This window comes from Humisphaera borealis, assembly GCF_015169395.1.
In the GTDB taxonomy this organism is placed as follows: domain Bacteria; phylum Planctomycetota; class Phycisphaerae; order Tepidisphaerales; family Tepidisphaeraceae; genus Humisphaera; species Humisphaera borealis.
Window position 1 is genome coordinate 3,259,901 of the sequence record NZ_CP063458.1, and the last position, 14,056, is coordinate 3,273,956.

General features: G+C 64.2%; 14 protein-coding genes. 6 read left to right on the top strand and 8 right to left on the bottom strand.

What is annotated here, in order from left to right; genetic code table 11:
• Window positions 1-14: 14 nt before the first annotated feature.
• From pilM to IPV69_RS12135, 5 genes are read right to left on the bottom strand one after another with little or no spacing between them, the layout of a single operon-like run.
• Window positions 15-1,115 carry a pilus assembly protein PilM gene (pilM, locus tag IPV69_RS12115; RefSeq protein ID WP_206295373.1) on the bottom strand — a complete coding sequence of 367 codons (1,101 nt, stop codon included), beginning with the start codon at window positions 1,113-1,115 and terminating at the stop codon, window positions 15-17.
• Entirely contained in the window at window positions 1,115-2,356 is a 1,242-nt protein-coding gene (locus IPV69_RS12120) for a type II secretion system F family protein (protein ID WP_206295374.1), read from the bottom strand. The genes pilM and IPV69_RS12120 overlap by 1 nt, the downstream gene beginning before the upstream one ends.
• Window positions 2,353-4,221 carry a GspE/PulE family protein gene (locus IPV69_RS12125; RefSeq protein WP_206295375.1) on the bottom strand — a complete coding sequence of 623 codons (1,869 nt, stop codon included), beginning with the start codon at window positions 4,219-4,221 and terminating at the stop codon, window positions 2,353-2,355. The genes IPV69_RS12120 and IPV69_RS12125 overlap by 4 nt, the downstream gene beginning before the upstream one ends.
• Before the next feature lie 20 nt (window positions 4,222-4,241).
• Window positions 4,242-4,592 carry an STAS domain-containing protein gene (locus IPV69_RS12130; protein ID WP_206295376.1) on the bottom strand — a complete coding sequence of 117 codons (351 nt, stop codon included), beginning with the start codon at window positions 4,590-4,592 and terminating at the stop codon, window positions 4,242-4,244.
• Window positions 4,593-4,648: 56 nt separating this feature from the next.
• On the bottom strand, window positions 4,649-6,214 hold the full coding sequence (locus IPV69_RS12135) for a sensor histidine kinase (RefSeq protein ID WP_206295377.1): 1,566 nt from the start codon (window positions 6,212-6,214) through the stop codon (window positions 4,649-4,651).
• Between the two features lie 192 nt (window positions 6,215-6,406).
• Between IPV69_RS12135 and IPV69_RS12140 the strand changes: the two genes are divergently transcribed.
• The 3 genes from IPV69_RS12140 to serS all read left to right on the top strand — a co-directional run bounded on the left by IPV69_RS12140 (window position 6,407) and on the right by serS (window position 9,366).
• Window positions 6,407-7,591 (top strand): tRNA dihydrouridine synthase, encoded by a 1,185-nt coding sequence (locus tag IPV69_RS12140; protein ID WP_206295378.1) that lies wholly within the window; start codon window positions 6,407-6,409, stop codon window positions 7,589-7,591.
• Window positions 7,592-7,616: 25 nt separating this feature from the next.
• The gene (locus tag IPV69_RS12145) at window positions 7,617-7,886 is read left to right on the top strand and encodes a hypothetical protein (RefSeq protein WP_206295379.1); all 270 of its coding nucleotides are present in this window, start codon (window positions 7,617-7,619) and stop codon (window positions 7,884-7,886) included.
• 163 nt (window positions 7,887-8,049) lie between these two features.
• Window positions 8,050-9,366, top strand: a complete 1,317-nt coding sequence (gene serS / locus IPV69_RS12150; RefSeq protein WP_206295380.1) for a serine--tRNA ligase — start codon at window positions 8,050-8,052, stop codon at window positions 9,364-9,366.
• Window positions 9,367-9,387: 21 nt separating this feature from the next.
• Here the strand turns inward: serS and IPV69_RS12155 are convergent, their stop codons facing one another.
• A complete protein-coding gene (locus tag IPV69_RS12155) occupies window positions 9,388-10,560 on the bottom strand; it encodes a pyridoxal phosphate-dependent aminotransferase (RefSeq protein WP_206295381.1) in 1,173 nt (390 codons plus the stop codon).
• A gap of 23 nt (window positions 10,561-10,583) precedes the next feature.
• Window positions 10,584-11,021 carry an EamA family transporter gene (locus IPV69_RS12160; RefSeq protein ID WP_206295382.1) on the bottom strand — a complete coding sequence of 146 codons (438 nt, stop codon included), beginning with the start codon at window positions 11,019-11,021 and terminating at the stop codon, window positions 10,584-10,586.
• Window positions 11,022-11,137: 116 nt separating this feature from the next.
• Between IPV69_RS12160 and IPV69_RS12165 the strand changes: the two genes are divergently transcribed.
• Together IPV69_RS12165 and rpiB are read left to right on the top strand one after the other, a co-directional pair.
• Window positions 11,138-12,274 (top strand): Sua5/YciO/YrdC/YwlC family protein, encoded by a 1,137-nt coding sequence (locus tag IPV69_RS12165; protein WP_206295383.1) that lies wholly within the window; start codon window positions 11,138-11,140, stop codon window positions 12,272-12,274.
• 36 nt (window positions 12,275-12,310) lie between these two features.
• A complete protein-coding gene (gene rpiB / locus IPV69_RS12170) occupies window positions 12,311-12,778 on the top strand; it encodes a ribose 5-phosphate isomerase B (RefSeq protein ID WP_206295384.1) in 468 nt (155 codons plus the stop codon).
• Window positions 12,779-12,835: 57 nt separating this feature from the next.
• Here the strand turns inward: rpiB and IPV69_RS12175 are convergent, their stop codons facing one another.
• Window positions 12,836-13,183 (bottom strand): hypothetical protein, encoded by a 348-nt coding sequence (locus tag IPV69_RS12175; RefSeq protein ID WP_206295385.1) that lies wholly within the window; start codon window positions 13,181-13,183, stop codon window positions 12,836-12,838.
• A gap of 135 nt (window positions 13,184-13,318) precedes the next feature.
• Here IPV69_RS12175 and IPV69_RS12180 point away from each other — a divergent pair, with 135 nt between their 5' ends.
• Window positions 13,319-13,972, top strand: a complete 654-nt coding sequence (locus IPV69_RS12180; RefSeq protein WP_206295386.1) for a Uma2 family endonuclease — start codon at window positions 13,319-13,321, stop codon at window positions 13,970-13,972.
• The last annotated feature ends 84 nt before the right edge of the window (window positions 13,973-14,056 follow it).

The following is a 14,056-nucleotide window of genomic DNA, read 5'->3' on the forward strand; positions in this document are numbered from 1 at the left end:
CTCCGCTCCGTCCCTTAAGCCGGCTCCCGCATCGCCAGTCCCAACGCCAGCGTCATCGCCGGCGACGAACAGACCGACAGGAGGCCGGGATCACATGTCACCAGCGTGGCCGGCGCAACTCGCCTGACCTCAACCGACAACGCAGCCGAAAGCTTTTCCACCAGGCCGGCCATTGCCGCACCGCCACCCGTCAGCAGCAATCGGCTGACAGGGGCATCGGGATAAAGGTGGCCGGCATAGTCGAAAGAGAGTGCGAGCTCTTTCGTCATGGCGTCGACAAACCCGTTGACCTCCCGACGTCCCTCGTCCGGAAGTTCGACGGCATCGTCGGCGTCGCCCGACTGCGCACGCGGGCCGGTACCCACACCGATCTCCGCCAGAAGAAACTCAGCGACGTCCGCCTCGATCGCCAGTCGGCGGCACAATTCTTCCTGAAGTGCCCCGGCGGCCACTTCGGGGAGTCGGCGATTGAACGTGATGGTCCGGCCGTGCACGAGCGTGAGGGTCGCGGGCCCGTTGCCCAGATCGAGGATCGCCGTGATCCCTGTGGGGCTTAGAGCGGTCGCGCAGGCCCGCGACAGTGCGGTCGGTTCCAGGTCAAGCGCGGCAACGTCGAAACCGCCGGGCTCGACCGTATCCAGCAGGCTATCGGCCTTGGCGTGCGGAACGGCAACCGCCATCGCGTGCGTGCCCCGGCTGTTTCTCGCGCCGGGGGGCATTTCCCACCAGGCCAGTTCGAAGGAATCCGGCGCGATTCGCGTATTGCGCGCCATTTCCATTCGGGCAAGCTGATCGAGCGGTGCATTGCTGCTGCGCGGCGGAAGCTCGATCGTGCTGATGATCGCATCGGCAGGCGGTGCCGCGAAAACGGCCGAGCTGCCAACGAACCCCGCCTGCCGCACGGCATCGGCAAGGCCGACAACCTCGTCCGCGGTCAGCGGGCCGATCGCGCCGCGCGGCCGGCACATCGCCGCGACGACCTTTGCAATTCCGTTGGCACCCCGTTCGACCTGGACGGCCTTGATTGACTTCGTACCGACGTCGACCCCGATCGCAAGCCTGGCGGCCGCGCGACCGGGAAGTCCGCCGAGGGTGGTGAAGAATGATGCGAACATCAGTGGCCTCCCTGTGCGGCGCTGGTGAGGTCGAACAGAGGCAGGAACATGCTGATCGCGATGAAGCCGACAAGGATGCCCAGGCCGATCAGGATGACCGGCTCGAGAATGCTCGTGAGCGACTTGACGACCACCTCATTCTCCTCGTCAAGGAAGTCGGAGATGTTGAGCATCAAGGTCGCGACCTGTCCGCTGGCCTCGCCGCTGCGCATGGATTCGACAATCGACGGCGTGACCAGGTCGCTCTCGGCGAAGGCACTGCTCATCGGCGACCCGCGCGTGACCGCCTCTTCGGCTCTGGCCACCAGATCGGCGAAGTGAACGTTCGAACAGCTCTGGCGGGCCAAGGCCAGCGCTTCGAGCATCGGAACGCGGCCGTTGAGCAGTGTTCCGAGCACCCGGGTGATGCGTGCGATCGCGAAAGACCGGGTGACATTGTTGATCATCGGCGCCCGCACCAGTGCGCCATGGAAGATGCGCTTGCCGGAAGGCGTTCGAATCCAGTAACGGGCGCTGAAGAACGCGCCGACCACTACGAGAATCAGCACCCACCAGTAGTTCCGCAGCGCCTCGCTGATGTGCATGAGCATCTTCGTCGTCGACGGAAGCGGCGCGTCGAGCGACTCGAACAGCCCGGTGAATCGGGGCAGCACGAACAGCAGCATGAGGCACAGGACGTTGATCGAGATGAAGATCAGGAGCGTAGGGTAGATGAGCGCGCCGACAACTGCCTGTCGGACGTGCAGGGACTTCTTGCTCAGCACCGCCAGCCGATCGAGCATGACATCGAAGATTCCACCGGCCTCGCCAGCGGCGATCAGGCTGCGTGCGACGGCGTCAAAAATGTGGGGATAGGCAGCCATTGCCTCCGAGAGCGGCGTACCCTCTTCCACCTTGGCCCGCAGCGACGACACGACGCTCCGCCAGGCGGCGTCCTTGCTCTGACGTTCCAATGCGCCCAGCGCATCGACCAGCGCGGTGCCCGAAGCAACCAGCACCGCCAGCTGCCGCGTGAACATCGCCAGGTTCTTGAGCTTCCGCCCCGTGCCCATGCGGATCCTGCCGCTGGCCGGCGCGGAACTCGTCATCGGACCCGCACTGCCGGACGAGGCCGGTGCGATCGTCGCGACGAACAGTCCCTGCCGGCGAAGGCTTTCCGTCGCGTCCAGGATTGACGCGGCCTCGACGGTGCCGCTGAGCTTCTTGCCGCCGTTATCGAAGGCTTCGTAAGCGAGCTTCATGCGGCCTCCTTGAGAACAGCGGCGGCGGCAGTCGCGGCGTCTTTGGCGATCTTGTCCTTGGCCGCGCCCTCTTCGTGGGCATCGGCGTCTTCGTTGGTTGTCACGCGGAGGACTTCCTCAAGGCTGCTTTGCCCGTCGAGCGCCGCGGCGACGCCTTCCTCTCGCAGTGTCCTTCCGCCCCACTTGCGGAACTCGGCCCGAAGCTCGTGCGACGGGCAGGCCTTGTGCACCATCCGGCGAAGTTCCGGGGTGACTTCCATCACCTCGTACACGCCAAACCGGCTCTGGAACCCACTGTCATGGCACGACTGACAACCGCCACCTTTACGGAACGCGCGGCCGACCTTGTCGGCCAGTCCTGCGTCTGCGAGTTCCTTCTCGCTCGGGTAGTACTTGGTGGCGCAGGACGGACAGATGCTGCGGGCCAGTCGCTGCGCGACGACGCCGTTGAGCGCGCTGCTAAGCAGGTAGGGTTCAATGCCCATGTCGAGCAGTCGCGCCACGGCACCGACGGCATCGTTCGTGTGCAGCGTCGCGAGCACGAGGTGCCCGGTCAGCGCGGCCTGAACGGCCACATGCGCCGTCTCCTGATCGCGGATTTCGCCGACCATGATGACATCCGGGTCCTGCCGTAGAATGCTGCGCAGCGCCTTGGCGAACGACAAACCAATCTGGTCGTGGACGTGGGTCTGGTTGACAAGGTCGAGCTGGTATTCGACGGGGTCTTCGATCGTGACGATGTTGAGTTCCGGACTGCGGACAAGGTCGAGTGCGCTGTAGAGCGTCGTCGTCTTGCCGCTGCCGGTCGGGCCCGTCACCAGCACCAGGCCGTGCGGCTTTTCGAGCATTCGGCGGAATGACGCCAGCGCCTCGGGTCGGAAGCCCAGTTCATCCAGGCGTACCTTCAGGTTGGCCTTGTCGAGAATGCGCAGCACGAGCTTCTCGCCGAGCAGCGTGGGCATCGAACTGACGCGCAGGTCGATTTCCCGCCCCTCGGCGACGATGTGCACCCGGCCTTCCTGCGGCAGGCGCTTCTCGGCGACATCCATCTTCCCGATGACCTTGATGCGCGACACGATCGCCGCGTGCATGCCGGCCGGCGGCTTCATGAGGTCGCGCAGAACGCCGTCGATCCGGTAGCGAATCCGACTTCCCTTCTTGTCGGGCTCGATATGGATATCGCTCGCCTTGTCGCGAATCGCGGTCAGCAGCGCGACGTTCACCAGGTTGATGATCGGCGAGCCGGCGACCATCTTGTCGAGGTCTGTGGTCGGCCCTTCATCCACGCTCTCGCGGTCCACGACTTCGACGTCCTGCTCACTGAGGCTCGTCAGGAACGCGTCGATGCTGGTTTCGCCGGCCGCGTACTTCTTGATGAACTCCTTGATGTTGGCTTCGATCGCCAGCACCGTTCGAACGCGGCAATTGGTGAGTTGCCGGATGCGGTCGATTTTCGGCAGATTCTGCGGATCTGTCATCGCGACGGTCAGGGTGCCGTGCACCTTGAACATCGGGATCGCCAGCAGTCGCTCGGCCTCTTCAGCGCCGAAGAGCTTGAACAACGTCGGGTCGATCAGCCCGTGGCGAAGCTGCACGCCTTTGACACCGAGCGTTCGGGCCAGAACCTGCACGAGGTGCGCGCCGCTGATGACGTTCTGCTCGACGAGCATTTCCCCGAGCAGGCGACCGCTGTTCTTCTGCTGGGCTAGAGCCCTGGCCAGCTGCTCCTGGGTCAGCACCCCTTCAAGTACGAGTGCTTCGCCGAGGCGCACACGGCGGCCGGGCGTTCCGGGACTTGGCGCGCCGCCGCCGGCCGCCGCCGAGGCGGGTGTGACAGGTGAAGATTGGGGAGCCGATTGGGACACAGTTGTTTTGTGACAAGGTGCTACAGGAAGCTTCGAACCGCCGTGTTGGCATCCTCAAAATGCTCGAACAGCGGCGTCAGTTCGGTCAGTTCGAGCACTTCGCGGATCGTCTTGTTGGCCGAGCAAAGTCGAAGAGCCTGGCCGGACTTGCCGAGCTCTTCCGTCAGTTCCACCAGCGTCTCCAGGCCCTTGCTGTCGACGAAAGGAACGGCCGACATGTCGACCACAAAGCGCCCGAGGCTGGTCGTCATCGCCTCGTTCATGCGGCCGCGAAACAGGGCGCAGTCCTGCTCCACCAAAGCCCCATCGGGCTTGAGGACAATGACGGCACCCTGGCGTTGTTCGGAGATCTTCATTTTTTGTAGGGGCACACGGCGTGTGCCTGTAACTGCGATCGCCGACGGGCACACGGCCGTGTGCCCCTACATCACGCCGCCGTCTTCAGCGGCAGTGCCAGCGTGAACGTGCTGCCCTTGTTCAGTTGCGACTCGACGGTGATATCGCCCCCGTGCAGACGGGCGACTTCCCGGGCGATGGTCAGCCCCAGGCCGGTTCCGGTGATCTTGTCCACGCGATTGTCGTTCGCCCGGTAGAACCGCTCGAAGATCTTCTGGCAGTCTTCTTCCGAGATGCCAATCCCGGTGTCGGCGACCGCTACCGCCAACTGCTTGTCGTCTGCGTCGACACGCACCGTTACGCTTCCGCCGGCGGGCGTGTACTTCAGAGCATTGCCGACAAGGTTGTGCAGCGCGACGGCGACCTTCTCGCGATCTGCCTGCAGTACCGGAAGCTTCGGCGGAAGCACGAATACCAACGCGATCTTCTTTTCCATCGCCTGCTGCTGGTAATCCTGCTTCAGGCCATCGAACAACTGATCCAGCCGGACATCGTCGCTTTTGAGCTTGAACGCGCCGGCTTCGATCTCGGCGACTGAGAGCATTTCTCCGACGATTCGCTCGAGCCGGCGGGATTCGCTGTTGATGACGTTCAACGCCTGCACGCGGATGCTCGGATCGGCCTCCCCGTCCTCGATCGCCGTCTCGACATAGAGCCTGATGTTGGTCAGCGGCGTGCGGAGCTCGTGCGTCGCCTGGGCGACAAACGCGTGGCGGGCCTCTTCGGCGGCTTTTTGTTGGGTGATGTCCTCGATCACGATCATCGCCGAGGCCGCGTCTTCCCGGCGGACCGGCCGAACGCTGAACCGCAGCACGCCCGCCGTCGAGTCCGTCCCCTTTGACTCGGCCTTGCGGTCGACGTCGATCACGCTGCGGCGACGGCTCGTACCGGCGACCACCTGCCGGACGGCGGCGACGACCGAATCGACCTTGATCGCGACGCCGACGTCGGCGTTGACCATCTTCTCTCGATCGACCCGGAGGAACGTCGCGGCTGCGCCGTTGGCGTATTTGATCTGGCCCTGATCGTCGAACAGGATCAACCCCTGGCTCATCGCGTCGCACGCGGCGTCGAGATCACCCCGGGCCTGGCGGCGACGGCCGAGGGCTTCGCGGGCTTTCTCGGCCAGCGCTTCGCGACGGACCTGGTCGCGCTCGGCGACCAGCAGGTTCCACGCCTGGGCTTCGGGTCCGAGCGCAGGATTGACGGGCATCACGGCCCCCGGCGCGGCTGTGCCTCCCGATAGACTCGACGACAGCAAGGCGTCGCGAACGGCCATCAACCCGCTCAAACGACGCCGCAGCGATCGGTAAAGGAAAAGCAGCGCGAGCATTGCCGTCGAGCCGATTCCGCCGACAGCGGCCATCAGGGTCAGGCCGTAGTTACTGGGGCTGACATGGTCGGCCGACCAGTAGGCCGCGCCGGCAACAATCACGAACAGGACGGCCGCAAGGGCCAGGCCGCCCGAGGCGACCAACGATTCCTGCCGCACGTAGCGACGGGTAGCGGTAGCACTGGCAGTGTCTGCCGTTGCAAGACCCCCAGCGGCAGCGCCGGCAGCACCGTTCATTGAATTGGCGGGAAGATTGGAACGCACGTCGACTTCCATATCGCACCACAACAACCCGCAAGACCGTTTCGCCGCATTCCGGTTCAATCCGGCATCCTCTCTATCGGATGGGGATGGAGGGACTTGACGGAAGAGGTGCCCGGGTGATGAGGTGGGCGCACTTTCGCGAGGGCAGTCGCCTGGGTGTCGCTCGTCCGGGAGACGACGGCCAGACGTAGCGTGCATCTATCCACCCCGACACCTCCTATAATCGCCCCCGTCACAATGCCATCCATCGGACCCCTCCAACTTCAGCAGCCCTTCTGTCAGGCCGGACTGGCCGGCTACAGCGACCGCGCAATGCGCGTGGTCGCCCGACGACGGGGTTGCGCGTATGCACTGACCGAAGCCTTGCTCGACGTCATTCTCTGCAACGGGGGGGAAGGATTGCGGAAAAGCATCGATATCAACGACGAAGACCATCCGGTGGCCGGCCAGGTTATCGGGTCTGATGCCGACACGATGAGTCGTGCCGCCCTGCTCCTGCACCGCGCCGGTTACGACGCGATCGATCTCAACTACGCCTGCCCGGTGAAGAAGATCAAGAACAAGGCCCGGGGCGGCCACATGCTGAAGGACCTGCCCCGGGCGATCGACATCCTCAAGTCCGTGCGCGATGCCTTACCCCCCTCGGCGGTCACCACCGTAAGCCTGCGCAAGAGCTTTGACGATTCGCCGCAATCCGAAGAAACGTTCTTTCAGATTGCCGACGCGGCCTGGTCGCTGGGCTACTCGGCGATTCGCGTTCATGGCCGGACTGTCGAACAGAAGTACCAGGGCCAGGCAGACTGGGCGTTCATCCGGAAGGTGAAGCAGCGGTATCCGAATCGCACCATCCTCGGCAGCGGCGATGTCTTCACCGCAGAGGATGCCGTGCGAATGCTCCGGGAGACGGGCGTCGATATCGCCTGGATCGCCCGGGGCGCGATCGGCAACCCGTGGATCTTCGGGCACGCCGCAGCTCTGTTGGCCACGGAACGCAGTGGATCGACGATGGAGGCTGGAAGATCGAACCAAGTGTGTGCGCCATCGTCCATCGTCAATCCGCCATCCTCTATATTCTCTCCTCCCACCATCCACGCGCAGCGCGACGCCCTCGAAGAACACTTCGCGCTGGCGATGCAGATTCACGGCGAATCTCTCGCCGGCCGACGGATGCGCAAGATGGGGATCAAGTACAGCCGATTCCACCCCCAGGCGGATCAGGTCAAAAAGCAGTTCATCGCGGTGCAAAGCCTGCGTGACTGGAGTGAAGTCCTGCAACGCTGGTATGCCACCGAAGGCCCCGGTGTCTGGCCCGCCGCGACGGCGGCCGACGAAGTAAACAACGACACGTCGATGCAGAGTTGCGAAGCGGTGGCTTAATACTGAGGACTAGCGTCCGAATCCCATGCACTCCAAGACCCCTCCCCGTAATCGCCTGGCCAAGCTGCTTCCGCTCGAATGGCGCGAGTTCCTTGTCGCCAACGGCGTTCCGAAGCGTAAGTACACCGCCGTCGTTCGCGCGACCTTCACCGACGGCACGATTCTCGACGATATCATCATCGAGCAAGGGTGGATCATCGCGACCGACCGCAACGGCCTGGGCGGCATCTTCGAGCAGCGGATCGGCTTCGATCCGCGAAAAATCACCGCCATCGAGATCGTTCAGGTGGTGTAGGGATTCGCTCCTGACGCGCTCAGCCGCAACTGCGGGTCGCAAACACCAGCAGTGCTGCCGTCGGACCCACCGCGACTCGGTGGGCGCGCCCGGTTCGAAACGCGCTTACCCGACCGCGCCTCCCTGTCCTCCACAATCGCATTCGTGTAAAACCGCGGCCCTTATGATCGACCTGAAGGACCTCCGCGACAACCCCGACAAGTACCGCGACGGCGCCAAGAAGAAGAACATGGGCGTCGATATCGACGCCGTGCTCGCCCTCGACGGCAAACATCGGCAGGCACAGGTGGAGTTCGACCGGCTCAAGGCGGAGCAGAACCTGCTCAGCCAGAAGATCGGCAAGGCCAAAGACCCCGCCGAGCGTGAGACCATCAAGCAGCAGGCGGCGGCGATGAAGCCGCGGCTGAAGGAACTCGAAGACGCAGGCCGCGAAACGAGAGTGCAGCTCGACCAGCTCCTCTGGTCGATCCCGCAGCCGCCAGACGCCGATGTTCCGGTCGGCCGCGATGCCACTGACAACGTTGTCGTCCGCCACTGGGGTGAGCCGCGGACCTTCGATTTTAAGCCGCTGTCGCACATTGAAATCGGCAAGAAGCTGGGGCTGATGGATTTCGAGGCCGGCGCGAAGATCGCCGGCAGCCGCAGCTACTTCCTGAAAGCCGGCGGCGCGGAACTGCACTGGGCGGTGATCCGCCTGGCGCTCGACATGATGACCCGCGAGAAGGGTTTCACGCTGCTGTCAGTCCCGGTGATGGTTCGAGACAATGCGATGCGCGGCACCGGCTTCTTCCCCGCCGGGCGGGAGCAGGCGTACCGCGTTGGTGAGACGACCGAGGAAGGGGATGAAGTCCGCTTCCTGACCGGCACCGCCGAGGTGGCGCTGACGGCGTACGCCGCCCCCGAGACCGACTCGGTCACGCTCACCGAAGCAGACCTGCCGCTGAAGCTGACTGCCGCCAGCACCTGCTTTCGTCGTGAGGCGGGCACCTACGGCAAGGACACCGCCGGCCTCTACCGGGTGCATCAGTTCGACAAGGTCGAACAGGTGGTCATCTGCCGCAACGACATCGAAGAGAGCAAAAAGTGGCACGCCGAGATGCTCGGCTACAGCGAAGAGCTGCTGAAGCGGCTGAATCTGCCACACCGCGTCATTCAGTGCTGCACCGGCGACATCGGCGTGAAGAACGCTAGCATGCTCGACGTCGAAACCTGGATGCCCAGCCGTTTCGACGGCAAGAATCCCGCCAGCGGCTATGGCGAAACCCACAGCGCCAGCCGGCTGTACGAGTTCCAGGCCCGCCGGCTGAACCTGCGTTACAAGGACAAGGACGGCAAGACGCGGTTCTGCCACACGCTCAACAACACGGTGGTCGCGAGTCCGCGGATTCTGATTCCCATCATCGAGAACTACCAGAACGCCGACGGCAGCGTGACGGTGCCGGAGGCGCTGCGGGGCTATATCGGAAGGGAAACGCTGTAGTACCGCCGCCGGGCCCGGCGGCTAAATCAACGCCCCGAGTCCTTTCACCAGTCGCCCGATACCTTCGGTGACGGTCTCCGCCGCCAGCGCGCCATACGCTGCGCGCAGATAGCAATGCTCGGTCAGGCCGAACGTCGAACCGGGCATGACGGCGACGCCGAAATCACTGATCAACGCCTCGACCAGGCGCATGTCTTCAATCCGCTTGTTGACCCGCATCAGCCCGTAGAACGCGCCGCCCGGCCTGGGCAGATGAATGCGATCGCCGAGCGTCGCCAGTTCATTTAGCACGGTGTCGCGGACTTTCTCGAATCCGGAAATCTGCGATCTGCACCAGGCCTGTCCGGCCTTGAGGGCACCGGCACCGGCAAACTGGGTCATGATCGCCGGGCAGATCAGGTTCGTGTCCTGGATTTTCTTGACCGCTTCTTCCAGCAGCATCGGCAACACCATGTATCCCACCCGCCAGCCCGCCATGCCGTAGGCCTTGGAAAGGGTGTAGCACGCGATCGTGTGGGGCTCGCTCCCTTCGATCGAGGCCGGCGAAAAGTGGGTGCCACCGTCGTAGACGAAGTATTCGTATGCCTCGTCACTGACGTGGAAGATGCCGTGGTCGCGGCACAACGCGTTGATCGCCCGCAGCGTCGCTTCCGGGTAGACGGCACCGCTGGGGTTGTTCGGAGAGACGGTCACCACGGCACGCGTTCGCGGCGTGACAGCCGCCGCGATCGACGCAACATCCGGCTGGTATTCGCCGTCCGTCGCGACCACGACAGGCTTACACCCGGCGATGCGGATCGCCATCTCGTGATTGAAGTAATAAGGGGACAGCAGGATCACTTCGTCGCCCGGGTCGGCAATCGCAAGCACGGCATTGACGAACGCCATGTTCGAGCCCGCCGTCACGGCGATCCGTCTTTCCACACCGATACGAACCCCGTTCTCGTTCCGCAGCTTTGCTCGAATGGGGTCCAGCAGTTCTGGAATCCCGAACGCCAGGCCGTACCTGTACGTGCGCGGGTCGTCCGCCGCCGCGGCGACCGCCTGCGCCACGGTAGGCGGCGGCGCGTAGTGAACCACCCCCTGGCCCAGAGAGATTGTCCCCGGATGACGCGCGATCATCTCCCCGATCACTGGAATGACGGGCGTCTGCACGCGGCTGATACGAGCGGATTGGCACGGAATCTTTTGCATGACGGCGACACCCGTAACCAAAGTCAGGCCTTCGACGGCATCGACGCGAGATAGACGCCCACCAGCGCCAGACCGATCCCCAGCCAGTTAATGCCGCTGGGCCGCTCGCCGAGCACCAGCACGGCCAGCAGAATTCCCAACGGTACGCTGAGCTTATCGACCGGCGCGACCTGCGACAGTTCGCCCGCCTGCAGCGCCCGGAAGTAAAACAGCCACGAAGCCGCCCCGGCGATTCCGGACAACGCGATCATGAGCAGGGCGCGGCCGTCGAGTTCGCCCAGCCGGGACGTCAGCCCGGTCGTGAAGCAGACCGTCACGAGAAGAACCGCCATGATGACGCTTCGGACAGCCGTCGCCAGGGTCGGGTCGACATGGCGAAGGCCGAGCTTGCCGAAGATCCCCACCGCGGCCGCCGACACCGCCGACAGCAGCGCGTACTGGAACCACCGTTGTTGCAACATGCGGCCGATTCTGACCCATGACTGCGTCGGCGTCGAATAAGCGGCCTTACCGATCCCGACCGGCCGCGTGTCCCTCGCTTGACACTCCGGCGCGACCGTACTCTTATAGCGCAACCATGAGCGTGCCCGTGATCTCCATCCTCGCCGCCCCCGACTTTGAGCATCAGGTCGGGCGGGCCGCCGAAGCGCTGGGGCAGGGCAAGCTCGTCGTGCTACCGACGGAAACCGTCTATGGCGCGGCGGGCGTACTGACGCAACCCGCTTCGCTGCAACAACTAAGGAGCCTCCGCGGCAGCGCCGCCGACGCCCCGTTTACCATCCACCTCGCGACGCCCGAAGCGGCCCGCCAATACACCGGCGACCTCAGTGACCTCGGCAATCGTATGCTGAAGAAGCTGTGGCCGGGCCCGGTCGGTCTGGTGTTTGATGTGCCCGCCGAGCGCCGGGCCGCGGTTAGCCGCGAACTGGGCGTCGCCGAACCCGATCTTTATGGGACCGACGGCTCGATTACCCTGCGCTGCCCGGACGAAGTCGTCGCCCAGGCGGTACTCGGCAAGGTCGCCGGCCCGGTCGCTCTGACGGCGGTCGGCGGGGCGTCCAGCCAGTCGCCAGCCGCCGGCCTGGCGAGCGATCTCGACGGCCGTGTCGCCCTTATTCTTGATGCGGGCCCCACACGGTATCATCAGCCGTCGACGATCATCCGCGTCAACGGTGACGGCTACCAGATCGTCCGTAAGGGCGTGTACGACGAACGGATCATCGAGCGGCTGTTGCGCACGACGATCCTCTTCGTCTGCAGCGGGAACACCTGCCGTAGCCCGATGGCCGAGGCAATCGCCCGTCATCTGCTGGCCGATGCCAGCGGTGTGGCTGACGCGGACCTGGACAAAAAAGGCATCAGCGTCCTCTCCGCCGGTGCCTTTGCCAGTCCCGGCATGCGAGCCACGCCTCAGGGCGTCGAGGCGGTCCGGGCGATGGGTGCCGACCTGACCCAGCACCGCTCCCGGCAACTGACGCCGGAACTGATCCACCAGGCCGACGCCATCTTTACGATGGGTCGAGGCCACGCGATGGCGGCATTGTCGATGGTGCCGTCGGCGAAACAGAAAGTGACAACGCTCGACCCGACCGGCGATATTGAAGACCCGATCGGCGGCAGTCTGGAACTGTACCGCGACCTGGCCGGTGAACTGCGACGTCTGATCGAGAACCGTCTGAAGGAACGCGATCTGTTGCCCGAGCGACGACCCTGATCGAAAGACCGTAGACCCAAGAATCGAGTAGCGTTTATGCGGATAGCCGTGGCGTGCGACCATCGCGGATACGAAGCCAAGCGCCGGCTACTACCGGTACTTAAATCGGCGGGGCATCAGGTCGAAGACCTCGGCTGCGACAGCACCTCCGCCGTTGACTACCCCGACTTCGCCGCCCCCGTCGCCCGCGCCGTCGCCCGCGGCGACGCCGACGTCGGCATCCTCATGGACGGCAGCGGCATCGGCATGTCTGTCGTGGCCAATAAGATTCATGGCGTCCGAGCGGCGCTCGTCCACGACCATGTCACGTCCCGCCGCGCCCGCGAACACAACCACTGCAACGTCCTGTGCCTCGGCACCGACCTGCTCGGCGAAGACCAGATCCGTCAGATCGTTGACATCTTTCTGAGCACGGGATTCACCGACGGACGGCACGTCCGCCGGCTCGAAAAGGTCACACAGGTTGAGATGGAAGAATGCCGCCGCGCCGCCGACCCCAAGTAGCCCGGAATCACCGCTTAGCCCGCGAGCTCCCCGCCCCTGCATCCCGGAATCTGATATTCAGAACGTCTGGTTCGGCGCATCGGACCGGTTGATCACGATCATCCGGGGAATGCCGTTGCTGGCTTTCAGTTGCGCCGGCGAGGTGGGGTACATCAGCACGTACGCCGTATCGGTGATGACAATCTTCTCCGGCTTGCCCCAATCGACATTGTTGTTGAGCTGGAACGAGATGGATGCCTGCTGAACCCAGGCCGGCAGGCTGCCCAGGATGTCGGCGGTCATCTTCGTGGCCTCGATCGCCGTGACGGCCGACGCCGTCTCGGCGCAGCCACAGAGCGATGCCGAGATGCCTGCCAGGCCGGCGACGGCAAAAAGCTGAACGATCGATCGATTGAGAAGCTGCATCACAGATCCGCCGCAACAAATCCGAACCCCAACCGAACACGCCGGGGGTTCCAGTCGTTGCAGGATACCGGGGAGGGTGCCAATCACCAAAGCTAATTGATTGCCGCCGCCCGGTCGTCGGCTAAACTCAGGTCTGTGACCGCGACCCTGCTTTCATCGCCGACCGACACCGCAACCGTCGCCGACCTGCTCGAACGGCTCGGCGACATTCCGGCACACCGGGTCCGGCTCCACCCTTCGCCGGGGTCGGCCACCGAGCAGGATGTTATCGATATTGAAGCCCGGGAGGGCCGGCTGTTCGAGCTGGTGGACGGAACCCTGGTGGAGAAGGGCATGGGGTACTGGGAATCGATTCTGGGGGTCGCGATCAGCGCCGCGCTGCACGCGTTCGTTCGCCCGCGCAAGCTCGGCTATGTCGCGATGTCGGATGGGATGATGCGCATTCTGCCCGGCCAGGTGCGGATGCCGGATGTTTCCTTTACGTCTCGCGAACGGTTCCCCGCCGGGGCGTTTCCGAGGGAGCCCATTCCCACTGCGTCGCCGGACCTCGCCGTGGGAATACTCAGCGAGAGCAATACGCCCAAGGAGATGGCCCGCAAACGGCAGGAGTATTTCCAAAGCGGTACGAAGCTGGTCTGGATGGTCGACCCGGCGCTGCGGCAGGTCGCGGTTTACACCGATGCCGATACCTTCAAGGTGTATGACACTACCCAGACGATCGATGGTGGCGACGTGCTGCCGGGGTTTGCGCTTGAGTTGGGGACGCTGTTTTCGCAGTTGGACGAGTGACTTTTGCTCGTCAACGCAGTGGATTTCCGGCGGCGCTTCAAAAATGGCCGGCCTGCCATCCGTGCTGAATTGATTTTAAAGTGA